Here is a 22699-nt window from a genome sequence, read left to right on the forward strand (position 1 = left end):
CTAGCCCATGCGTTCGCTGCTATGGCTTCCGGGCGAGGCCGGGAAGACGACGGTCTTGTTGTTGTTGTTCGGGAAGACGCGGTGGGTGGCGTGGGCGTGGATCGCGCGGGCCAGAACCTGGCTTTCGACATCGCGCCCCAGGCTGACATAGTCCTCGGCCGATTGTGCATGGGTCACGCGGATGATGTCCTGTTCGATGATCGGGCCTTCATCCAGATCGGCGGTCACGTAATGGCTGGTCGCGCCGATCAGCTTCACCCCGCGCTGATACGCCTGCTTGTAGGGGTTGGCGCCCTTGAAGGACGGCAGGAACGAATGGTGGATGTTGATGATCCGACCCGACATCTTCTTGCACAGCGCGTCCGACAGGATCTGCATGTAGCGGGCCAGCACGATCAGGTCGGCGCCGGTCTCCTCGACCACCGCCATGATCCGCGCCTCGGCCTCGGGCCTGTTTTCCCGTGTCACCCTGATGCAGTGGAAAGGAATGTCGTGATTGACCACCAGTTTCTGGTAATCCATGTGGTTCGACACCACGGCGACGATATCGACCGGCAGCGCCCCGATCCGCCAGCGATACAGCAGGTCGTTCAGGCAGTGGCCGAACCGGCTGACCATCACCACGAGCTTCATCTTGCGGGATTCGTCGCGGAACTGGAAATCGGTCCCCAGTTTCCCGGCAATATGGGCAAAGCCCTTTTCAAGCTGCTCAAGCGTGGCGCCCGTTTCGGGCACGAAACTGACGCGCATGAAGAACCGGCCGGTCTGCGGATCGTCGAACTGCGCGCTTGCGGTGATGTTGCAGCCAGCATCGGCCAGATAGCCCGCGATGGCCGCGACGATGCCGCGCCTGGAGGCGCAGGCAACCGTCAGGCAATATCGGGTGGCCACGGGTTTCGCGTCCATCGGCATCGTCACACTGCCCGGATCGACCCCGGATCCATCGGCTTTCATGCGGGCCCCGACGTTGCAGCCGATCGCCTGCTTCGCCGGCGCCAGAACCTTCACGTGGTCTTGGGTCATGCGCGCATCAATTCGTTCTGTGGATCATGGAGACAGGGGTCGACCACGCAGGCGGCCACGGCCTCGCCGATCACCTCGACCGACAGCGGCGTTCCGATCTCTGCGAAATCCGGATCGACAAAGCCCATCGCGATGTTCTTCCCGGTCCGATATCCCCAGCCGCCCGAGGTTACCGTGCCGATGCAGGTGCCGTTCGACAGAATGCTGTCGCCGCCATGGGCCGGGGCATGACTGCATTCGATAACCAGACTGACGAACCTGCGACGCGGACCTTTCGCCATCTGCGCCTCCAGGGCGGCCTTGCCCACGAAATTCGGCTTGTCTGCCTTGACGAACCGATCCAGTCCGCTTTCGACCGGGCCGAATTCGGTGATCAGATCCGCCTTCCATTGGCGATAGCCCTTTTCCAGGCGCATCGATTCGACCGCGCGGGATCCGAACAGCCGCAAGCCATGGACCTTGCCGGCGTTGCGCAGCGCGAGATAGGCGGCATGAAGCTGATTGTTGGGGACATGAATCTCGTAGGCCAGTTCGCCCGAGAAGCTGACCGACATCACCACCGCAGGGGCGATGCCGACGAAGGCCCGGCGCACGGACAGCCACGGAAACGCACGGGCCGACCAGTCGCCGCGCGCGACCGCCGACAGCACGTCGCGCGATTTCGGGCCGGCCAGAACAAGGATGGTCCAGTCGTTGGTCAGCGAGCGCAGCGACACCGACCCGTCATCGGGCAAATGTGTCCGCAGCCAGTCCATGTCGTGGAATTCCGACGCGGCGGCCGATCCGTACCAGATCGTATCCTCGTCCAGATTGGCCAGCGTCGCCTCGGCCTTTACATGGCCATGCTCGTTCAGCAGGTAGCCCAGCCCGACCTTGCCGACCTTTCCGGCGATCCGTCCGCAGATCATCCCGTCCAGCCAGTCGCGCGCGCCGGGACCGGTGATCTCGATCCGGTTGAAGCCGTTGACCTCGGTCAGGCCGACGCCGGTCTGAACCGCCTTCACTTCGTCGCCGATCACATCGAAGGTTTCGTTGAACCGGAAACTGTAGGTTTCCTCGAAATCCGGGCCGGGCTTGATATAGGCCATGCGCTCCCAGCCGTTGACGACGCCGAAATCCGCCCCCTCGGCGGCCAGAACGGGGGTCAGGGGCGTGGTCTTGATCGGCCGGCCGGCCGGGCGATGCTCGTGCGGAAAGTGAAAGCGGAATTCGTTCTGGTAATCCTCGATCGCCTTCAGGGCGGTCAGTTCGACATTGCCATGGCCGGCAAAGCGACGCGGGTCGATGCCCCAGGTGTCATAGCAGGCCTCGCCATGCACGATCTGCTGCGCCAGCAGCCAGCCATGGCCACCACCTTCGCCCAAGCCGGCGCGCAAGCCGATGATGCAGAACGCATTGCGTTTCCCCGGAATGGGTCCGACCAGGGGTGCGCCGTCGATCGTGTAGGTGATCGGTCCGTTGACGACGGTATGGATTCCCGTCTCCATCAGGGCCGGCATCCGCGCAAAGGCACCTTCCAGCACGCTCATCACCCGATCCAGATCGTCGGGGCAAAGCGCGTTGACGAAATTCGGGTCGATCCCGTCCATGCCCCAGGTCTTGCAGTCCTGTTCGTAGAAGCCGACCAGCAGGCCGTTCTTTTCCTGGCGGCAGTAATAATCGCTGATCGGGCAGCGCAACAGCGGCATACGGTGGCCGGCCTCCTCGATGGCCCGGATCGGCTCGGTCAGGAAATACTGGTGTTCCATGGAGGCGACGGGGTGATGAACGCCCATCATCGCGCCGACCTCGTTCACGCGATAGCCGCAGGCATTGACGACGATTTCGCAGCGGATGTCGCCCTGTTCGGTATGGACGCTCCAACTGTCATCGGTATGCTGGGTCAGCCCCGTCACCGGGGTATTGCGATAAACCTCGGCCCCGGCGCGACGGGCCCGGCGAGCCAAGGCCTGACACAGCTGCGCCGGGTCGATATCGCCGTCCAGCGGATCCCAAAGACCGCCCAGCAGGTTGTCGGTCGAGATCAGCGGGTGACGGCGGCCGCATTCCTCGGCGTCGATCAGTTCGAAATCGACGCCCATGCCCTTGGCGACGCTGATGAAGTGGCGATAGCCGTCCATCTGCCGATCGGTATTGGCCAGCCTTATGCCGCCATCGGCATGATGGTAGTTGATCGGATATTCGGGATCGTCCGCCAGTTCCTTGTAGAGCCTGATCGAGTGGCTCTTCAGCCCGACCATGGTCTGCGTGGCGCCGAAATTGGTCACCTGCGCCGCGGAATGCCAGGTCGTGCCCGATGTCAGTTCATTGCGCTCGACCAGCACGACATCGGTCCATCCTTCTTGTGTCAGATGGTACAGCGTCGAACATCCCGCGATACCCCCACCGATAACGACCACGCGCGTCTGATTCTTCATCGCCACTTTCCGTCTTGCAGAAGCTTGACCTGCAATCAGGGAACGGGACGGGCCTGCCTCGGGTCAATCGCAATGCCCCATGTTCAGGAAATCAGAACGATACCGCAGTCGGTTGCGAACGGGGCTCGCGCCTTGCCGGGACATGACCGGCTTGCGAACCGATGGGAATGCTGCATTCTCGCGGCTGACGAGGCACAGCCGCATCCCTGGGCATCGAGACTGGCGCAACCCGCAAGACATCCGTGCGCGCTCCCGGAGCCGGAGAGAAAATCGACCGCGACATGACCGACAACCGCATCAGGCCAAAACTCACCGCCGACGCCACGGGCCGGCTTTCGCTGCGCGGTCTGCGGGTTTTCATCGCGCTGGAACAGGCGCGTTCGGTGGCCGAGGCCGCCAGGGCCCTGGGGCTCAGCAAGTCCAATGTGTCGCAGCAGATCACGACCATGGAAAACGGCATCGGAGCCAAGCTGTTCGACCGGACGCAAAAACCGATCTCGTTGACACCGGCGGGTCAGGCTCTCAGCCTGCACGCGCATCGGATTCTCGCCACGGTTTCGATTGCCGAAGAGGCGTTGGCAGAGCTTGACCTTGGCAGTCTGCCCCGTCTCGACTTTGCGGTCATCGACGATCTGGACGCCTCGCTGACCCCTGCGCTGGCCGCGTCCCTGCAAGCCAGACTGCCGCGCTGCTTCATCTGCACCTTTTCGGGCCGCTCCGATCAGGTCACCTCCCGGCTGATCTCGCGAGAGGCCGATATCGCCGTTACCGCCAGCATCCCCGCCAACATGCACCAGTTTCAGATCCTTCAGATTCTGCGCGAGAAATTCGTGCTGGTGACGGCGCGCGGGGCATATTCCGCAGATCTCGACTGGCGCGCGCAGCTGTCGGACCTGCCGCTGGTGCAGTATTCCGAAGCGATGCCGATGGGTCGAATGGTATCGACGCATCTGAAGCGGATCGGCTTTTACGCGCCGCGACGGTTTTCCTTCGAGGCCAGCAGGTCGGTCATTGCGACCGTTGCCCGCACCGGCGGCTGGACGCTGACAACACCGCTCAGCATTCTCGACGCTGGCCGGTTCAAGGACCAGATCGATCTGTCGACGCTTCCCTTTGCAGGGCTGTCTCGGCAGATCTATCTGATCAACCGGGTGGATGAACTGGGTTCGCTACCCGAAACCCTGGCCAGACAATTTCGCGCCCTGCTTCAACAGGAGGCGGTGCGGGAATTCGCCAGAATGGCGCCACATATGACCGGCTCGATAGAGGTGTGTCACGAATTGCTGGTCTGATCCCGTTCCAGAGCAGCAGTTTCCGCCGGCGCACCTTGCCCGCCAGGTCCACATGGCCGGACAAGCTTGCACCGAAGCATCAGCCTTCGCCGACGGGCGGCCTGGTTTCGGGCGGAATCGGACAGGTATAGGGGTATTCGGCCAGATGCGATTCATGGGCCTTTTTCGCCGCCGCGATCAGGGCCGGATCGGTCAGCGCCCTGCGGGCGGTCGCGGCCATCACCTTGGCGGCGTGCAGCATCCCCTTGTGCGCGGCGGGCGCCTTGCCCTGCGCGGTCTGCTGCCAGCTATGCAGCGCCGTGCCCACCGCGCAGGTCGCCACGCGCGCCTGGACGGTCGGGACCGCCCAGCTGACATCGCCCACATCGGTCGAGCCCATGCCGCCCATGAAGGGCCGGTCCAGGGGCGCGATGAAATCGCACAGCGCCATGTCATAATCGGGTTTCATCGCCAGACGTTCGAATGTGTCGGCAATGTCTTCGCGCGACAGGCTTTCGCGGATGCTGCTGGCAAAGACTGCATCCTCGGCGTCGAAGGGGACGGGGCCCAGAGCCTCGAACTCGGCCTGCATCGCCTCGGACAGGGGTCGGTTCTCGGTCAGGTTCGACACCGCCGAAAAGACGCGCGAGGTTACCCGGGTTCCCGACATCAGCGCCGCGCCCTCGGCGATGGCGCGCACGCGTTCGACCAGTGACGACAGTCCGCCCAGGCTGGGGCTGCGGATCAGTTGGCGCACCGTGGCCCTGGCCTGCACGACGTTCGGCGCGATGCCGCCCGCGTCCAGATAGGCGTAATGCACCCGCGCCGCATCCGGCATGTGTTCGCGCATGTAGTTGACGCCGATGTTCATCAGCTCGACCGAATCCAGCGCGGACCGCCCCAGTTCAGGCGCGCCCGCCGCGTGCGCCGCCTTGCCGTGGAAGGTGAAATCGATCCGGGTATTGGCCAGCGACCGCATGTCGTCGACCGCGTTGAAACTGGCCGGGTGCCAGGTGATGGCGATATCGACGTCGTCGAACTGACCCTCGCGGACCATGTAGGTCTTGGCGGCGCCGCCTTCTTCGGCGGGACAGCCGTAATAGCGCACGCGGCCGGCAATGCCTTCGGATTCCAGCCAATCCTTGACGGCGGTGGCTGCGGACAATGCGGCCGAACCCAGCAGGTTGTGCCCGCAGCCATGGCCGAAGCCGTGATCGGCGATCTGCCGGGGCTGGGCCAGCCCGGGTTCCTGCGACAGGCCGGGCAGCGCGTCGTATTCGCCCAAGATCGCGATGACCGGCCCGCCTTCGCCCGCCTCGCCCATCACGGCGGTGGGAATGCCGGCGACATTCCGGGTCACGCGAAAACCCTGCTCGCGCAGCATCTGCGTGTGCGCGGCGCAGGACTTGACCTCGTCATAGGCCAGTTCGGGTGTGTCGAAGACGCGATCGGCCAGGCCGGTGAAATCCACCGCCTTCTGATCGACGAAAGGCCAGATCGGGTTGTCGTTTCGCAACTGAAATCTCCTTGGAAGTGGGGCGTCAGGCCGCCCGGTCGTTCAGGTGGCAGGCCGACATCCGGCCGGGCGCCACCTCGCGCAGGGCCGGCACCTCGGTGCGGCAGCGGTCATGGGCATGGGGGCAGCGGGGGTGGAAATGGCACCCCTTGGGCGGGTCCAGGGGCGAGGGGATCTCGCCCTTGATGGCGTGATAACGGCGCTTGCCGGTCTCGAATGTCGGGATCTCGCTGATCAGCGCCTGTGTATAGGGGTGATTCGGACGGGCGATCAGTGCCTCGGCCTCGCCCAGTTCGACGAGGCGGCCGAGATACATCACCGCGATCCGGTCCGAGACATGTTCGACCACGCCCAGATCGTGACTGACGAACAGGTAGGTCAGGTCGTAATCCTGCCGCAGCTTCACGAACAGGTTCAGCACCTGCGCCTGGATCGACACGTCCAGCGCCGCCACGGATTCGTCGCAGACCAGGAAGTCGGGCCGCACCGCCAGCGCGCGGGCGATGCCGACCCGCGCCCGCTGGCCGCCGGAAAACTGATGCGGATAGCGTTTGGCCGTCGTCGGATCCAGCCCCACCTGGTCCAGGATATCCTCGACATAGGCATCCACCCGGTCCCTGGACACGATGCCGTGGACGCGTGGCGCCTCTCCGACGATGTCGCGGACCCGCATCCGCGGGTTCAGCGAGGACATCGGATCCTGAAAGATCATCTGGATCTTCAGCGCGGCATCGCGGGCGGCGGCGCCCTTCAGCCCGGCCACGTCCTGTCCGTTATAGACGATGCGTCCGTCCGAGGGCGCGTCCAGCCCCGCAACCATCCGCCCCAGGGTGGACTTGCCGCAGCCGGATTCGCCGACCAGACCCAGAACCTCGCCCCGGCGGATGTCCAGGCTGACATTGTCAACGGCATGGACGGTCACCGGCGCGATCTTCGCGCCCAGCTTGCGGGCGGTGCGTTCGGCGATGTCCAGATTCTTGGTAAACCGTTTGGACACGTTGTCGATGGTCAGGATGGTCTCTTGGGTCACGACGTCAGCCTCTGGTCCGCATCGGCATAGGGATGATGGCAGCGCAGGCTGCGATCCGCCCCGGCCGGGTCCAGCGATGGCTCGACCTGGCAGGCGGCATCGGCGCGCGGGCAGCGGGGGGCGAACTTGCACCCTTCGGGCAGGTTCAGCAGCGAGGGGGTCATGCCCTTGATCTGCGTCAGCATCGCGCCGTGGCGCTTGCCCTGCGGCACGCTGTCGATCAGCCCGCGTGTATAGGGATGGCGGGGGTTGGAAATGACCTCGGCCGTGGGGCCTTCCTCGATGATGCGGCCGGCATACATCACGGCCAGCCGGTCGGCGAGGCCCGACACCACCGCCAGGTCATGGGTGATCCAGATCAGCGCCGTCCCGGATTGCGTGCACAGGGCCTGCACCTCGGACAGGATCTGCGCCTGGATGGTCACGTCCAGCGCCGTGGTCGGTTCATCCGCGATGATCAGGTCGGGCTTGTGCAGCAGCGCGATGGCGATGGCCACGCGCTGACGCATCCCGCCCGAGAACTGGTGCGGATAGCCTTGCAGACGTTCGTCGGGGGACGAGATGCCAACCTGCACCAGCGCCTCTCGCGATCGGCGCAGCGCCTCGGCTTTGGTGACCCTGTCATGGGCCCGCACGGTTTCGATCATCTGCGTGTCGATGCGCAATACCGGGTTCAGCGTCATCATCGGATCCTGAAAGATCATCGCGATGCGCTTGCCGCGCAAGGGACGCAGCGCAGCCTCGCCGCCGGCGACAAGATCGTCGCCATCGAACAGGATCCGGCCGCCGGTCACGCGGCCCGGCGGATCGACCAGCCCCAGGATCGAAAAGCCGGTGACCGACTTGCCCGATCCCGATTCGCCCACCAGGCCCAGGATCTGCCCGCGTTCCAGCGAGAAGCTGACCCCGTCCACCGCCTTGGCCACGCCGTCGCGGGTGAAGAAATGCGTCTGCAGGTTCCGGACATCCAGCAGGGCGGTCATTTCTGCAACCTCGGGTTCAGGACATCGCGCAGACGATCGCCGACAAGGTTGATGGCGATGATCGTCATCACCAGCGCGATGCCCGGAAAGATGCTGATCCAGTAGCTGCCCGACAGCAGGTAATCATAGCCGTTCGCGATCAGCAGCCCCAGCGAGGGTTCCGTGATCGGCACGCCCACACCCAGAAAGGACAGCGTCGCCTCCAGCGCGATGGCCTGCGCGATCTGGACGGTCGCCACCACGATCAGCGGCGGCACGCAATTGGGCAGCAGGTGGCGAAACATGATGCGCGGATTGGACAGCGCCAGGCAGCGCGCGGCATCGATATAATCCTTGCGCCGCTCGACCATGGCCGAGCTGCGCACCGTGCGCGCGTAATAGGCCCATTGCACGATCACCAGCGCCAGGATCACCTTGTCGACGCCGCGCCCCAGCAAGGCCAGCAGGATCAGCGCGATCAGGATGGCCGGGAAGGACAATTGAAGATCGACGATCCGCATGATGATGCTGTCCAGCCGGCCGCCGAAATAGGCGGCCGAGACGCCGACAATGGTGCCGATGGTGATCGCCAGCGCCAGCGACACCATCGCGACCATCAGACTGACGCGCAGCCCGTACATGATGGCCGACAGCATGTCGCGCCCCTGCTGGTCGGTGCCCAGCCAATAGGTCATGCCGGTGCCGAAGCTGGCCTCGCCGGGCGGCAGGGCGCCGTCCATGATGTCCAGCTGGGCCAGGTCATAGGGGTTCTGCGGCGCGATCCAGGGCGCCGCGAGGGCGATCAGCGCGATCAGGATGAACAGGATCAGCCCGATGACGGCGACGGGATCCTCGAGGAATTCCTTGACGATGCGCCTGGTCGGGCTGTCGATGCGCACCGGCGCGGCGGGGCTGGCGATGTCGGTCATCCCTTCATCTCCGACAGGCGGATGCGCGGGTCCAGGAGCGAATAGATCACGTCGACGGCCAGGTTGATGCCCACGATGATCAGCACCGTCAGCATCAGGTAGGCGACGATGACCGGACGATCGAGCAGGTTGATGCTGTCGATCAGCAGCTTGCCCATGCCCGGCCAGGCAAAGACGGTTTCGGTGACGATGGCGAAGGCGACCATCGAGCCCAGCTCGAGCCCGATGATGGTGACGACGGGGATCATGATGTTCTTCAGCACATGGACCAGCACGACGCGGCGGCCGGACAGGCCCTTGGCGCGGGCGAATTTCACGTAATCCTGCAGGCAGACCTCGCGCGTGTTAGCGCGGGCCAGGCGGATGATCAGCGACATCTTGAACAGCGCCAGATTGATCGCGGGCAGGATCAGGTGCGACAATCCGTTCCAGGTCAGGAAGCTGACCTGCATGCCCAGGAATTCGGTCGTCTCGCCGCGTCCGCCCGCGGGAAGCCAGCCCAGGATGACGGCGAAGACCAGGATCAGCAGCATCCCCTGCCAGAAGTTCGGCAGCGAGAAACCCAGGATCGAGCCGCCCATGATCGTGCGCCCGGCGATGCTGTGGGGGCGCAGTCCGGCCCAGACCCCCAGCGGGATGCCGATGCCCACCGACAGGATCAGCGCGACCAGAGCCAGCTCCATCGTCGCCGGCAGGCGATCCAGGATGATGTCCAGCGCCGGGCGGCCATAGACGAACGAGGTGCCCAGATCGCCCTGAAGGGCATTCCAGATGAAGATGCCGAACTGCTGATACAGGGGCTTGTCCAGGCCCAGACGTTCGGTCGTGGCCAGGATGTCGGCCTGGCTGGCCTCGGGGTTGATCAGCACATCGACGGGATTGCCGATGAAATAGACGCCGATGAATACCAGCACCGCCATTGCCATCACGGCAAGCAGGCTCTGGCCAAGGCGGCGGACAAGATAGACGATCATGGCTTGGATCCCTGGTGGGCCGGCAATCGGCAACGGCACCGGCACCCCACGTCAGGGGGGCCGGCGGTTCGGATCACTTGGCGGCGGGCTTGACCTCGGTGGCCATGGTATATTGATCCACGCGGGGTTCGTAGGACAGGTCCGACTTCATCGCCCAGACGGTCTGTTCGTAGTGCAGCGGGATGATTCCGTAATCGTCCAGCACCATGGTTTCCGCCTCTTGCAGCATCTGGTCGCGTTTCTCGTCGTCGATGGTCGACATCGCCTCGATCAGCAGGGCGTCCATGTCCGGGTTGGAATAGCGCCCGGCATTGGTCGGTCCCATGCCCGTTTCGGGGTCATAGGTCGCCACCAGCGATTTCAGCGGCGAGGACATGTCGCCCGAGGACGCGCCCCAGCCGGCCATGTAGATCGGGAATTCCAGCGCGTTGCGGCGCGAGAAGAACTGACTGGCGGTGCTGGCATCGACGCGGGTCTGGATGCCGATGCGGGACATCATCTGGGCGACCGCCTGGGCCACCTGTTCGTCGTTGATATAGCGGTCGTTCGGCGTGCCGAGCGTGATCGAGAAGCCGTCGGGATAGCCGGCCTCGGCCAGCAGCTCCCTGGCGCGTTCGGGGTCATAGGCATCGACCGGACGGCCCGAGGTGCCGAACATCGGCGGCGGCAGCAATTCGCCGGCGGGCTGGGCATAGCCGCCCATGATCCGTTCCGCGATGGCTTCGCGGTTGATGGACAGGGAAATCGCCTCGCGGACGCGGGGATCCAGCAGCGGGTTGCCCTCGGCGCCGCTGATGCCGGGTGCATCTTCCTGCTGCAGCATGTGCAGATAGATGATCCGGTTGGACAAGGCATCGACGACCGAGAAGCCCGCCTGCTCGATCCGGGGGATGTCCTGGATCGGGGGCGATTCGATCATGTCCACGTCACCGGCCAGCAGCGCGGCCACGCGCGGCCCGTCGCTTGTGATCGGCCGCATCACGACCCGTTCCCAATCGGGCGTGCCGCCCCAGTAATCGTCGAACCGCGTCACGACCATTTCCGAGCCGCGGGTATAATTGTCCAGCACGTAGGGCCCGGTGCCGACGGCGATCCCGGGATCGTTGAAGGCCGGCGCCTGGGGCACATCGCCCATCCCCTCGCAGGTGCCGTCGGGTCCATAGGTCACCTGGTCTTCGGCGCCCAGGGCGTTGGCCGACACGATCGCCAGACTCCACATTTCGCTGGGCAGAAGCGGGTTGGTGGCCTTGGTCCTGATGGTCAGCGTATAATCGTCTTCGGCCTGCATGTCGGCGATGCCGGCAGTATAGATCGTGTAGGCCGATGGCGAATTCTGCACCAGCGGCACCCGGCAGAAGGAATAGATCACGTCGCGGGCGGTAAAGTCGCTGCCGTCGTGGAACTTGACCCCCTGGCGCAGCTTGAACCGCCAGGTGGTGTCGTCTACCGCCTCCCAGCTTTCGGCCAGGCCGGGGGTGACCTTCTGCACCGCATCCTGGGTGGTCAACGCCTCGAAGATGTTCTTTGTGACCTGGATATTGGTCGACAATTGATGGAATTGCGGGTCCATCGAGGTCGCCTCGGACTTGAGGCCGATGGTCAGTTCCTGGGCCGTGGCGGGCGCGATTCCGGCGACGGCAATGCCGGCCAGCAATGGCAGGGTCAGCGCTTTCATCGTCATGTCCTTCCTGTTGGGGTTTGCTGTCGGGGTTGTCGGTCCGGGGTTGATCCCCGGTGATGCAATCCTGCTTGGCGGACAGGGTATTATGCGATAACCAGATGTCAATCTGGAATATCAATGCGTTTTTGTAATAGGTCGCACATGGATCCCGAAACCGCCGCCGATGCCGACCAGCGCCGCGCCGGCATAACCCTGCGCGAACTCGAGGTTTTGCAGTCGCTGGTCGGCGGCGGCACGGCCATCAACGCCGCACGCAGGCTGGGCATCTCGCAATCCGCGGTCAGCCGCCGGCTGGCGCAGCTCGAGGATCGTCTGGGTTTTCAGCTGTTCATGCGCGCCGGCGGCCGGCTGGTGCCCACGGTCGAGGCCTTGTCGATCAACGAGCAGTTGACGCCCGTCTTCGAGACGCTGGCGCGCATCGCCAATCACGCGGCACAGCCCGAAACGGCCCATGCGGGCACGCTGTCCATCGTCGCCCCGCCGACGATCGCCCATCGCTTCCTTCCCAGCCGGATCGCAGCCTTCAAGCGGCGCAACCCCGACCTGCAGATCACCTTTGACGTGCTGGCCAGCGACAGCCTGCTGACGGGCATCGCCGAGGGTCGGTTCGATGTCGGGATGACCGACAGCAACGTGGCCCATGAAGGCATCACCAGCGAGCTGTTTCTGGAAACGCAGGCGATCTGCATCCTGCCCAAGCAACACCACCTTGCCTCCTTCGAGGTGATTCGCCCCGAAGACCTGCGCGACGAGGCATTCATCGCCCTGTCGCGCCGCCATTCCAGCCGTGCCGCCATCGACCGGCTGTTCGACCGGGCGGGCCTGCACCTGAACCGCGTGATGGAGGCATCGACCAACGTGTCCGTGACCGAATTCGTGCGCGAAGGCCTGGGCGTGTCGCTGCTGAACCCGTTCCCGCTGGTCCACCAGATGGGCGAGAATGTCGTCATGCGCCCCTTTCTGCCTGCCATCGCCTACAGCACGAACTTTTTGCTGCCTTCCAGCCGTGCGCCCTCGTCGGTGGCGCTGGCCTTCGTGCAGGCGGTCCGCGTCAGCCTTGACCGCGCCGCCTACCCCAAGCCGCCGCATTCGACCTGACAAAGGAAATCCTGATGTCCACACCGTCCAGCCGCGATATCCTGGCGCAGCTTGTCGCCTTCGACACGACCAGCCGCGTCTCGAACCTGCCGCTGATCCGGTATGTGGGGGACTTTCTATCCGCGTATGGGGTCGAGAGCCGCACGATCCCGGACGAGACCGGTCAGAAGGCCAACCTGTGGGCGACCATCGGACCCGCCGACCGGTCCGGTGTGATCCTGTCGGGACATACGGACACGGTGCCGGTGGATGGTCAGGACTGGGCCAGCGATCCGTTCACGCTGGATGCGCGGGACGGCAGGCTGTACGGGCGCGGATCCTGCGACATGAAAGGCTTTCTGGCCTGCGCGCTGGCCGCCGTGCCGGGCCTGGTCGCGCGGGATCTGGCCCGTCCCGTGCATCTGGCGTTTTCCTATGACGAGGAGGTCGGCTGCGTCGGCGTCGTGGGCCTGCTGGAGATGCTGCAATCCGAAAACATCCGCCCCGCCATGTGCATCGTCGGAGAGCCGACGCTGATGCAGGTGGTCACCGGCCACAAGGCCAAGCGGTCGATGCGGGTGACGGTGCGGGGCCGGGGGTGTCATTCCTCGCTGGCGCCGCAGGGCGTGAACGCGATCGACCAGGCCGCGCGGCTGATCGTGCGGATGCAGGACATCGCCGCCCGGCTGGCCGCGCGGGGCGGTATCGACCGTGACTACGACATCACCCACAGCACCGCCCATACCGGCATCATCCGCGGCGGCACCGCGCTGAACATCGTGCCCGACATCTGCGTCTTCGATTGCGAATTCCGCGTGCTGCCCTTCGAGGATGCCGATGCGCTTGTCGACGAACTGCGCGACTACGCGCGCGAGCTGGAGGCCGCGATGCAGCGTATCGCCCCCGAAGCCGGGATCGAGATCGACCTCTATGCCCAGTTTCCGGGGCTGGACACGTCGCCCGACGCGCCCGTGGTGACGCTGGCCAAAAGCCTGACGGGCAGCAACGGACATTCCAAGGTCGCCTTCGGAACCGAAGGCGGCCGCTTTGACCAGATGCTGGGCGTGCCGACGATCATCTGCGGACCGGGGTCGATCACGCAGGCGCACAAGCCGGATGAATATGTGGAACAATCGCAACTGGACGCCTGTGACGCCTTTCTCGCGCAGCTTGCAGATTGGGCCCGTATCGGACGCGATTGGCGGTGACCGGCCGCTACCGAAAGACGGATCAGACAGCAGATCGTCCCGGGCTGGTTGCCGGTTTGAACCGCAGCAGCCGTGCCGTGGCCTTGCTGATCGCATCCGGCGAGTAGAGGAAGGGCACATGGTCCGATGCCGCCCATGTCTCGGCCAGGTCGGCGTAGTGCCGCGAACGCGGGTCGCCGGATTGGCCGGGATAGTTCAGACACAGGCTGCGATCCCAGTCTCCCACATCCATCACCAGCCGGACCGAGGCGCCGGAGGTGACCGAAAAGTCCTCCGGCCGATAGGCCATGTTCATGACGGTGGACTGAGAGCCGCCCACGCCATGCGGTCCGACATCCCATTCGGCATTTCCGCGCAATGGGCTTGCGGCGTGACGCATCAGCGCCTGATGCAGACGGCTCCAGGCCCAAGCGGCGGGATCGGGTCCAAGCCGCGTCGCACAATCGGCCCAGGCCGCGGCGAGTGTTCGGGTCAGAAGCGCGTCGCGATCTTCCGTGCTCCAGGCAGGCTCGGGCGTCTCGATCAGCACGACCAGGCGGTCAAGGTCGCCCGGCAGCAGAAGCCGCCGCAGATCCGGATCGGGCGCGAAGCGGCCAAGGATGCCGGGGCGAAGGTGGGTCATCCACCACAATTCGAACAGCGCCGCCGGCGCGCTCTGGGCCGTCAGACAGGAATTCCATCCCGAAAGCAATCGAAGGGCAGCGCCGGTGTCGCCGGTCGCCGGGAGATTCTCGAGACAGGCGCATAGGCGTTCCGCGATCAGGGACAGAACGTCGGTCTGAAGGGCCGCGGAATCGGCAAGCCCATGGCGCGTCTGTTCGGACAGGGTTTGTCTGATGCGGCGGGCACGGCTGCCATCGGCCCATTCGTGCCCGATCGAAGGCGCGTCCTTCGCGAGAAACGATTTCGGCAGGTTCATCTCGTTGGCCGAGGCCACGAAACCCCCGGCCGGGTTCTTTGCCCGTGGCAGCGCGGCGGCATCCCGAAACCCCTGCCATTCGTATCTGCCATCGCCGGGAACCGGCAGGATTCCGGGCCAGTTGGCGCGCAATGGCACCAAACCGGCCGTGAACCAGCCGATATCGCCTTTCGTGTCTGCCGCGACATGGTTCACCGCCGGGCTGCCCCAATGCGACAACGATCGCGCAAAGGCATCGACCGTATCGGCGCGAAGATAGGACAGGCTGCCCAGATAGGCGGCGCTTCCCGGTTCGGCCCAGACCGACCGGATCGCCACAAGCCGCCGGCGCCGGTGGTCCTGGTGCAGGATCGGTCCGTGGCGGGTGAAGGAAAGGGCAAGATGCTGATCGGGACAGCCCTTGACCGCGAAGCGTTCATCGACGCGCACCACGCTTTCCCACCCGCCGCCGTAGCGGTAGCGATCGGGATCGGCAGGATCGGTCTCGTAGACATAGACGTCTTCCTGATCGGCCCGGAAGATCGTCAGCCCGAAGGCCAGATCCTGATTATGGCCTATCGACACGCCCGGCACGGCGGGTTCGCCCGCCCCGATCACGTCCAGGCCCGGCGCGCGCAGGTGAACGAGATAGCGAAGCGATGGCACGGCCTGGGTTCGGTGAGGGTCGCTTGCAAGGATCGGCCGGCCCGTTTCGGTTCGCTCGCCATGCACCGCCCAGTTGTTCGAGCCCTCGTCGGCAAGCCGGCGCACCACCTCGGCCTGGGCGGTCACGCGCGACCAGCTTGGCGCCTCGTCCAGCGTCGCTTGCAGCCGCGCGGGTTCGAAGCTGACCGGCGCGGTCCCGAGCTTGTAGAGTTCGCAGGCCGCAAGGGGCACATCGCGGGGATCCGAACCGGTCAGGGATCCCGGATCGACCGGGGGTTCCAGATCGGCGCGCAGCCGATCGGTTTCGGCATCGGCCCTGCCTAGAACCTGCGCGCGGAGGATCTCGGACAATGCGTTGTGGACCAGCGCGTGGCTGCGGATCCGCACAACGTCTTCCGGTTCCCAGCTTGCGGGACGGGTTCCCAGCAGCGCGAATTCCGGCGGCAGGCGATCGGGCTCGACCCGGGTCAGTGCGATCCAGGCATTGATGCCCGCGACGAAGGCGGCGCAGATGTCCCGCGTCCCGTCGCCATAGGCCGCCCATTCCGCGTCCATGTCGCCGCGATAGAGGAAATGTCGCGCGGCATGATCCTGTGCAAGATACCCCGGACCGAAATCGGCGGCCAGCAGGCCAAGCCCGCGCTTGCGCCACAGGTCGATCTGCCACAGGCGGTCGCGTGCCGCGTTCCAGCCCTGAAGGAAGAATACATCGTGAAGGCTGCCCGCCTCGATATGGGCGATGCCCCATCGATCGACGCGGATCTCGGCCGGTCCTTCAAGGCCGTGCAGGACGAATGTCTCGGGCGCGGTCCCGGGATTCGTGTCAGAAGGGGTTTCAGGCATGGGTCGGGCTTTCTCGCTGTCTCGGTCCGCTCAGACGTGATGGCAGGCGACGAAAGCGCCGTCAGGACGCGGTGTCAGCTCGGGCCGGGACTGCGAACAGATTTCGGTGGCCAGCGGGCAACGGGTATGAAAGGCGCAGCCCCTTGGAATTTTCGCCGGACTTGGCAGTTCGCCGTGCAACGGAAACCGCTCCTTGCCGCGCTGCAGAACGGGATCCGGCTCGGGCACGGCCGACATCAGCGCGCGGGTATAGGGGTGATGGGCTTTGGCAAAGAAGGTCTCGCGCTCGGCGATTTCGACGAAACGTCCCAGATACATGACCACCACGCGATCGGCGATGTGGCGCACGACGCCCAGATCGTGGCTGACGAACAGGTAGGACACGCCGGTCCGCCGCTGAAGTTCCACAAGCAGGTTCAGGATCTGCGCCCTGACCGACACGTCCAGCGCGCTGACCGGCTCGTCGCAGATCACCAGATCGGGCTCCAGCGCAAGCGCCCGGGCGATCACCACCCGCTGACGCTGCCCACCCGAGAACTGATGCGGATAGCGGCTGGCGAATTCGGGACGCAGTCCGACCTGACGCAGAAGCCGGGCCACGCGCGCCTTCAAGGCCGCGCCGCGGGCCACGCCGCGCACCAGCAAAGGCTCTGCGATGGCGGCGCCGATGGTCGCGCGGGGATCCAGGGACAGGGCCGGATCCTGAAAGATCATCTGCACCCGACGGCGGATGTCGCGCAAGGCACGCCGCGAGGCGCCCGTCACCTCGTCGCCGCCGATGCGGATGCTGCCGCCGGGCTGCACCGGCTCCAGACCGACGATGGCGTTCGAGAGGGTCGATTTGCCGCAGCCGGATTCGCCGACCAGCGCCACCGTCTCTGCGCGGCCGATCGTCAGGGAAACGCCGTTCACGGCGCGGATCACCGGGCGTTCGCGGTCCAGCAGTCCTTTGCGTCCGCCGAAATATACGGCGACGTCGTGCAGCTCCAGCACCGGCGATCCGGCCCTTTCCCCGTCGCTCATGCCGTCACCCTGGTGCCCTGTTTCGACAATTCGCCGATCCGGTCGATGTGCCAGCAGGCGGCGCGGTGTCCGGTGCCGCAATCGAACAGCGGCGGCTGTTCCGTTCTGCATTGCTGGTCGGCAAGCGGACAGCGATCGGCGAACCGACAGCCCGGCCCGAATTCCTCGGCCGTCGGCACCGTCCCCTCGATGGTCGGCAACTCGGCCTTGGCCGCCGCATCCAGCCTGGGCACGCTTGCCAGCAGCAAGGCGGAATAGGGATGCCTGGGCGACGAGAACAGCGCCTGCACCGGCGCGATCTCGGCAATCCGGCCGGCATACATCACCGCAACCTCATCGGCGATATCGGCGACCACCCCCATGTCATGGGTGATAAACACGATCGAGGTGTGATGCTCGGCCACCAGCTTCTTCATCAGGTCCAGGATCTGCGCCTGGATGGTCACGTCCAGCGCCGTCGTCGGTTCGTCCGCGACCAGCACCTTGGGGCTGTTGATCAGCGCGATCGAGATCATCACCCGCTGGCACATGCCCCCCGACAGTTCGAACGGATATTGATGCAGACGCCGGTCCGGATCGGAAATGCCGACATCGGCCAGCATGTCGCGCGCCTTGGCCATCGCCTCGGCCCGGCCGACATCGTGATGCAACCGGTAGGCCTCTGCCACCTGGCTGCCGATCGTCGTGAGAGGGTCGAGCGAGGCGGAAGGCTCCTGGAAGATGATCGCAATCTCGCGGCCGCGAATGTGGCGCAGCGACCTGTTGGACAGAGCCAACAATTCGGTGTCGCCCAGCCTTATGCGTCCGCCAGCCAGCCGCGCGGCGGGCGGCAGCAGACCCAGGATGGCATAGGCGGTCAGCGATTTGCCACAACCCGATTCGCCGACCAGCGCCATGACCCGCCCCGGCCGCACGATGAAAGAGACATCGTCGACGACCCGGGCGCCGCCGATCTCGACGCTCAGGCCCTCTGCCGTCAGGGTGCGGGCCCCGTCGCTGCCGGTCCCGTCGCTCATTCCGGCGCCCGTGGCCGCTGATAGGTGCCGATCGAGTTGCCGCCATCGACGCTGAGCGTGGCACCGGTGATGAATCCGGCCGCCTCCGAGCAGAGAAAGGCGATCGCCGCCGGCGCGTCCTCGGGGCCGCTCTCGCGTCCCAGGGGGATCCGTTCCAGCATCCGCGCGACATAGTCCCGGTCCAGATGGCTGACTTCGCTGCCCTGGGCAAAGCCGGGCTCGACCACGTTGACGCGAATGCCGTGCTGCGCACATGCCAGCGCCAGGCCCTTGGACAACCGGTCCACTGCCGTTTTCGAGATGCAATAGGGCGCGCCGGTGGTGTTCATCTGCCGCGCCGCGCCCGACGAAATGTCGATGATGCTGCCTTTCACGCCTTCCGCTATCATCAGCTTGGCCATTTCACGCCCAAGATAGAAGGGGGCGCGGACATTCACGTCCATCACCAGATCCCAGTCCGAAAGGTCCATCTGCATCAGGTCGAAACGCGTATAGATGCCCGCATTGCTGACCAGGATATCCGGCGCGCCCCATTCGCGAGCGACCATGGCGACCAGTTCGTCCATCGAGGCTTGCCGTGTCAGTTCGGTCTCGTGGACCAGAATGCGGGACGGATCCGGTTCCAGATCGGCGACCATGGAATGCAGCGCATCGGCGCGGCGATCCGACAGGCACAGTCTTGCGCCACGTTGCGCGAAATACCTGGCGATGCGTCGCCCGAAGATGCCCGCGGCGCCGGTCAGGACAAGGCGTTTGTCGGCAAAGTCGATGTTCATGGATATTCTCCTTCAGCGGGACCGGGAGCGCGGATCGATCCAGTCGCGCAGCCAGTCCCCCAGCACGTTGACGGAAAAGACGAGCAGGAAAAGGCAGGCGCCCGGCACGAAGACGATCCACGGAGCCCGTTCCAGATATTGGCGTCCGACGCTCATGATCGACCCCCATGACGGGGTTGGCGGCTGGATGCCGAGGCCCAGGAAGGAAAGGCCGCTCTCGAACAGGATCATGAGGCCGAATTCGGCCGTTGCGACGATCAGGATGGGACCGGCGATGTTCGGCAGGATGTGGTGGATCAGAATGCGCCCGGCGCCTGCACCCGCCAATTCGGATGCGCGGATGAACGGAAGTCCCGCGACGGTCAGCGTCTGACCGAATGCCACGCGGGTGTAGCGTGGCCAGCGGGTCAGTCCCAGGACCAGCACCAGCTTGATGAAGCCCGGCCCCAGCACCGCCACGGTCAGGACGGCCAGCAGGATCGCCGGGATCGACATCATGATGTCCACGGCGCGCATGATGAGGGTCTCGACCCAGCCGCGATACCAGCCGGCCACCATTCCCAGCGACACGCCCACGACCGTGGACACCGCGACCGACAGGACCGACACGGCAAGCGAGATGCGGGCACCGTAAAGCACGCGGGACAGCAGGTCGCGACCCAGATCGTCCGTTCCCAGAAGATAAGTGACGTCGCGATAGGTGTAGCCCGGCGGCCGGAGCCGCGCGAGAAGGCTTTGATCGTTGGGATCTTGCGGCGCGATCCAGGGTGCCAGCACGGCCAGCACCACGATCACGACGAACAGAATCGCGACCAGGACGACCGATAGCGGCATCTGCGGCAGGCGCGGCCGGGGAAGGGGGAAGGTGATGATTGCCATGTCGCTGCTCCTACCGCATCAGCCTGATACGCGGATCGACGAAGCCGTAGATGAGGTCGGCCAGCACGCTTGTCAGCACGTAGACCACCGAAATCAGCAACACGATCATCTGGACGACCAGAAAGTCCCGCGCCTGGATCGACTGGATGGCCAGCAGGCCGATGCCGGGCCATGCGAAGACGGTTTCGATGATCACGGCGCCTGCCAGCAGATTGCCGATCTCGAGCGCCGTGATGGTGATGAGCGGGATTGACGCATTTCGAAGCACGTGCCGGAGGATGGTCTGATCCATCCGCATTCCCCGCGCCGTCGCGGCACGCACGTAATCCTTGCCCAGTTCGTCGAGGATCGCGATGCGCGTCATCCGTGCAAACGTCGCCATCGACACGGAACCAAGAGCAATCGACGGCATGACAAGGGCCGAAATGCTGCCCGTGCCCGAGGTCGGCAGCCAGCGCAGCAGCACGCCGAAAATCGCGATCAGCAGGATGCCGGACAGGAAGGTCGGCACGCTCTGACCGGTCACAACCACCGCGGTCAGGCCGCGTTCGATCCAGCCGCCACGCCGGGTCGCCATGACCACGCCGATCGGAATGCCAAGGCCCAAGGCGACCGCAAGGGCGCCTGCGGCCAGTTCGATTGTATAGGGAACGCGCGCGGCGACGATCTGCGATACCGGGACGCGCTGCACGACGGACGTTCCGAAATCGAGACGCAGAAGATCGCCCAGGTAATCCAGATATTGCACGCCGATCGGCCGATCGAACCCCAGCTGACGCCGCAGGTTGGCGATCACCTCGGCCGATGCATCCTGCGGGACCAGCAGAAGGGTCGGATCGCCCGACAGGTGCATCACGACGAAGACGATGGTGAGGACGCCGAAGATCGCGATGACCGCCTGCAACAGGCGATTGACGATGTAGCGCAGCATGGCCCTGATGTCCCCTGGCTGCTATTCGGACCAGCTCATGTCCATGACGAACATCGACTCGTTTGCGGTCGGCTGCCACTGCAGCCGTTCGCTGGCGCCATAGAGCGCATAGACCTGATAGAGGCCCAGTCCAGGCACGTCTTCGCGCAGGATCTGGTAGGCGGTTTCGTATTCGGCCTTGCGTTTTGCCTCGTCCAGCGTCGAACGGGCGGCATCCACCGCCTCGTCGAATGCCGGATTGGAATATTTGGCCCAGATGCTGCCGGTGCGGAACAGCGGGAAGATGATGCCGTCGGCATCCTGACAGGCGCAGGACCAGGCCCCGATCGCCAATGATCCGGCATTCTCGGGATCGCCCTGCCGCCGCTTGAGGAAGGTCGCCTGGTCGCTGGACGAGATCGAGACATCAAGCCCGACATCCTGAAGCATCTGCTGGATCGCCTGGACCATCGCCTGATTATACGAGGGTGACGTGAGGAATTCGAGCGTCGCGCCTTCGGCTCCGGCCTCTTGCAGCAGCGCCCTGGCCTTGTCCGGATCATAGGGATAGCCTTCGATCTGGTCGGTATAGCCGAAGATCGGCGGTGCCCCGAGAATGTTGACCGGCGAGGCATAGCCTTCCAGCAACGCATCGATCAGGGTCTGGCGGTCCAGCGCATAGGCGATTGCCTGACGCACGCGCACATCTTCCGTCGGCCCGGCCTGCGCGTTGATATAGAGATATCCGACCCGTTCGGTCGGCACCGACAGCAGCTTCACGCCGCTTGCCCCGTCGACGCTGGATGCCTGATCCGGCGGCACGTCGCGGATCAGGTCGGCCTGGCCGGTCTTGAGATCGGCAATCCGCGTCGAGACATCGGGCACGGCACGGAACAGCACCCGCTCGAACGGTGGCTGGCCGCCCCAGTAATCGGCGAAAGCTTCCAGTTCGGTCTCGACGCCCTTCCGCCATGCGGTCAGCTTGTAGGGGCCGCTGCCCATGGGCTTCAGGTTGAATTCTTCGTCCCCGACCGCCTCGACATAGGCCTTGGGCACGATCGAAAGCTTGACGAGTTGCGCCAGAAGCGCGGGATAGGGCGACTTTGTGGTGATCCTGACGGTGGTCGGATCAATCGCTTCGGCCCTCTCGATCTGGTTGAACTGCGACAGCTGCGGGCTGTTCAGGTCGGGATCGATGATCCGATTGATCGAATAGGCCACGTCCTCGGCCGTCAGGGACGTGCCGTCATGAAAGGCGACGTCGTCGCGGATGGTGAAGGTCAGGGTCGTGTCGTCGTCCTGCGTCCAGCCGGTCGCGATCTGCGGGACGATCTCGCCTTCGGCGTTCCGTGTCACGAGGTTGTCGAAGATGTTCCGATAGACGGAATAGCTGTCGGTGTTCCACTGCAGGTGCGGATCAAGCGTCGCCGGATCGCCCGGCAGGTCGATCGTCAGCAATTCCTTGGTCTGGGCCAGCGCCGGTCCGGCGGCAAGCACCGCGGCCAGCAATGTCGAGGCAAGAAGCCTTACTGAAAGTCTCGGTCTCATGGCGTCCTCTCTGTTGGTTGGTCGGTGTTTCTTGTTGGTCTTTTTGGTCTTG

Annotated in this window: 18 protein-coding genes; 3 read left to right on the forward strand and 15 right to left on the reverse strand. The window is 64.9% G+C overall.

From position 1 onward, the window contains the following. On the reverse strand, positions 1-906 hold the full coding sequence (gene purU, locus B4A72_RS14375; protein ID WP_292952046.1) for a formyltetrahydrofolate deformylase: 906 nt from the start codon (positions 904-906) through the stop codon (positions 1-3). Between the two features lie 113 nt (positions 907-1019). Further along, positions 1020-3440, reverse strand: coding sequence for a GcvT family protein (locus B4A72_RS14380; RefSeq protein WP_292951918.1), 2421 nt, complete (start codon positions 3438-3440; stop codon positions 1020-1022). A gap of 281 nt (positions 3441-3721) precedes the next feature. Between B4A72_RS14380 and B4A72_RS14385 the strand changes: the two genes are divergently transcribed. Next, complete coding sequence (locus tag B4A72_RS14385) at positions 3722-4732, forward strand: LysR family transcriptional regulator (RefSeq protein WP_292978919.1); 1011 nt, start codon at positions 3722-3724, stop codon at positions 4730-4732. A 79-nt stretch (positions 4733-4811) separates the two neighbouring features. Here the strand turns inward: B4A72_RS14385 and B4A72_RS14390 are convergent, their stop codons facing one another. The 6 genes from B4A72_RS14390 to B4A72_RS14415 form a co-directional block, all read right to left on the reverse strand. Further along, positions 4812-6227: a M20 family metallopeptidase gene (locus tag B4A72_RS14390; RefSeq protein ID WP_292951924.1), complete on the reverse strand. Its 1416-nt coding sequence runs from the start codon at positions 6225-6227 to the stop codon at positions 4812-4814. A 25-nt stretch (positions 6228-6252) separates the two neighbouring features. Further along, positions 6253-7257, reverse strand: coding sequence for an ABC transporter ATP-binding protein (locus B4A72_RS14395; protein ID WP_292951928.1), 1005 nt, complete (start codon positions 7255-7257; stop codon positions 6253-6255). Continuing rightward, entirely contained in the window at positions 7254-8240 is a 987-nt protein-coding gene (locus B4A72_RS14400) for an ABC transporter ATP-binding protein (protein WP_292951931.1), read from the reverse strand. The genes B4A72_RS14395 and B4A72_RS14400 overlap by 4 nt, the downstream gene beginning before the upstream one ends. After that, positions 8237-9148, reverse strand: coding sequence for an ABC transporter permease (locus B4A72_RS14405; RefSeq protein WP_292951934.1), 912 nt, complete (start codon positions 9146-9148; stop codon positions 8237-8239). The genes B4A72_RS14400 and B4A72_RS14405 overlap by 4 nt, the downstream gene beginning before the upstream one ends. Beyond that, positions 9145-10122 (reverse strand): ABC transporter permease, encoded by a 978-nt coding sequence (locus tag B4A72_RS14410; protein ID WP_292951937.1) that lies wholly within the window; start codon positions 10120-10122, stop codon positions 9145-9147. Before B4A72_RS14410 ends, B4A72_RS14405 begins: the two co-directional genes overlap by 4 nt. A gap of 73 nt (positions 10123-10195) precedes the next feature. Further along, positions 10196-11797 (reverse strand): ABC transporter substrate-binding protein, encoded by a 1602-nt coding sequence (locus tag B4A72_RS14415; RefSeq protein WP_292978921.1) that lies wholly within the window; start codon positions 11795-11797, stop codon positions 10196-10198. 147 nt (positions 11798-11944) lie between these two features. Between B4A72_RS14415 and B4A72_RS14420 the strand changes: the two genes are divergently transcribed. Continuing rightward, complete coding sequence (locus B4A72_RS14420; protein WP_292978923.1) at positions 11945-12901, forward strand: LysR substrate-binding domain-containing protein; 957 nt, start codon at positions 11945-11947, stop codon at positions 12899-12901. Between the two features lie 14 nt (positions 12902-12915). Continuing rightward, positions 12916-14088, forward strand: a complete 1173-nt coding sequence (gene argE / locus B4A72_RS14425; RefSeq protein WP_292951946.1) for an acetylornithine deacetylase — start codon at positions 12916-12918, stop codon at positions 14086-14088. A gap of 22 nt (positions 14089-14110) precedes the next feature. Here argE and B4A72_RS14430 read toward each other — a convergent pair whose 3' ends face one another. The 7 genes from B4A72_RS14430 to B4A72_RS14460 are packed head-to-tail and all read right to left on the reverse strand — an operon-like array spanning position 14111 to position 22647. After that, positions 14111-16495: a penicillin acylase family protein gene (locus B4A72_RS14430; protein WP_292978925.1), complete on the reverse strand. Its 2385-nt coding sequence runs from the start codon at positions 16493-16495 to the stop codon at positions 14111-14113. Between the two features lie 30 nt (positions 16496-16525). Beyond that, complete coding sequence (locus B4A72_RS14435) at positions 16526-17518, reverse strand: ABC transporter ATP-binding protein (protein ID WP_292951952.1); 993 nt, start codon at positions 17516-17518, stop codon at positions 16526-16528. Continuing rightward, a complete protein-coding gene (locus B4A72_RS14440) occupies positions 17515-18534 on the reverse strand; it encodes an ABC transporter ATP-binding protein (RefSeq protein ID WP_292951955.1) in 1020 nt (339 codons plus the stop codon). Before B4A72_RS14440 ends, B4A72_RS14435 begins: the two co-directional genes overlap by 4 nt. Next, positions 18531-19310, reverse strand: coding sequence for an SDR family NAD(P)-dependent oxidoreductase (locus B4A72_RS14445; protein ID WP_292951958.1), 780 nt, complete (start codon positions 19308-19310; stop codon positions 18531-18533). The genes B4A72_RS14440 and B4A72_RS14445 overlap by 4 nt, the downstream gene beginning before the upstream one ends. 12 nt (positions 19311-19322) lie before the next feature. Next, entirely contained in the window at positions 19323-20189 is an 867-nt protein-coding gene (locus B4A72_RS14450) for an ABC transporter permease (protein ID WP_292951961.1), read from the reverse strand. 10 nt (positions 20190-20199) lie between these two features. Further along, the gene (locus B4A72_RS14455) at positions 20200-21120 is read right to left on the reverse strand and encodes an ABC transporter permease (protein WP_292951964.1); all 921 of its coding nucleotides are present in this window, start codon (positions 21118-21120) and stop codon (positions 20200-20202) included. Positions 21121-21141: 21 nt separating this feature from the next. Then, the gene (locus tag B4A72_RS14460) at positions 21142-22647 is read right to left on the reverse strand and encodes an ABC transporter substrate-binding protein (RefSeq protein WP_292951967.1); all 1506 of its coding nucleotides are present in this window, start codon (positions 22645-22647) and stop codon (positions 21142-21144) included. Positions 22648-22699 lie beyond the last annotated feature (52 nt).

Origin of the sequence: Paracoccus sp. UBA5162, from assembly GCF_002413585.1 — a bacterium.
Taxonomy (GTDB): Bacteria; Pseudomonadota; Alphaproteobacteria; order Rhodobacterales; family Rhodobacteraceae; genus Paracoccus.

What these genes read in the sequence shown, in the direction of transcription:
- purU (WP_292952046.1), bottom strand. Translation starts at nt 906, where the DNA reads ATGGACGCGAAACCCGTGGCCACCCGATATTGCCTGACGGTTGCCTGC.
- B4A72_RS14380 (WP_292951918.1), bottom strand. Translation starts at nt 3,440, where the DNA reads ATGAAGAATCAGACGCGCGTGGTCGTTATCGGTGGGGGTATCGCGGGA.
- B4A72_RS14385 (WP_292978919.1), top strand. Translation starts at nt 3,722, where the DNA reads ATGACCGACAACCGCATCAGGCCAAAACTCACCGCCGACGCCACGGGC.
- B4A72_RS14400 (WP_292951931.1), bottom strand. Translation starts at nt 8,240, where the DNA reads ATGACCGCCCTGCTGGATGTCCGGAACCTGCAGACGCATTTCTTCACC.
- B4A72_RS14405 (WP_292951934.1), bottom strand. Translation starts at nt 9,148, where the DNA reads ATGACCGACATCGCCAGCCCCGCCGCGCCGGTGCGCATCGACAGCCCG.
- B4A72_RS14410 (WP_292951937.1), bottom strand. Translation starts at nt 10,122, where the DNA reads ATGATCGTCTATCTTGTCCGCCGCCTTGGCCAGAGCCTGCTTGCCGTG.
- B4A72_RS14415 (WP_292978921.1), bottom strand. Translation starts at nt 11,797, where the DNA reads ATGAAAGCGCTGACCCTGCCATTGCTGGCCGGCATTGCCGTCGCCGGA.
- B4A72_RS14420 (WP_292978923.1), top strand. Translation starts at nt 11,945, where the DNA reads ATGGATCCCGAAACCGCCGCCGATGCCGACCAGCGCCGCGCCGGCATA.
- argE (WP_292951946.1), top strand. Translation starts at nt 12,916, where the DNA reads ATGTCCACACCGTCCAGCCGCGATATCCTGGCGCAGCTTGTCGCCTTC.
- B4A72_RS14430 (WP_292978925.1), bottom strand. Translation starts at nt 16,495, where the DNA reads ATGCCTGAAACCCCTTCTGACACGAATCCCGGGACCGCGCCCGAGACA.
- B4A72_RS14435 (WP_292951952.1), bottom strand. Translation starts at nt 17,518, where the DNA reads ATGAGCGACGGGGAAAGGGCCGGATCGCCGGTGCTGGAGCTGCACGAC.
- B4A72_RS14440 (WP_292951955.1), bottom strand. Translation starts at nt 18,534, where the DNA reads ATGAGCGACGGGACCGGCAGCGACGGGGCCCGCACCCTGACGGCAGAG.
- B4A72_RS14445 (WP_292951958.1), bottom strand. Translation starts at nt 19,310, where the DNA reads ATGAACATCGACTTTGCCGACAAACGCCTTGTCCTGACCGGCGCCGCG.
- B4A72_RS14450 (WP_292951961.1), bottom strand. Translation starts at nt 20,189, where the DNA reads ATGGCAATCATCACCTTCCCCCTTCCCCGGCCGCGCCTGCCGCAGATG.
- B4A72_RS14455 (WP_292951964.1), bottom strand. Translation starts at nt 21,120, where the DNA reads ATGCTGCGCTACATCGTCAATCGCCTGTTGCAGGCGGTCATCGCGATC.
- B4A72_RS14460 (WP_292951967.1), bottom strand. Translation starts at nt 22,647, where the DNA reads ATGAGACCGAGACTTTCAGTAAGGCTTCTTGCCTCGACATTGCTGGCC.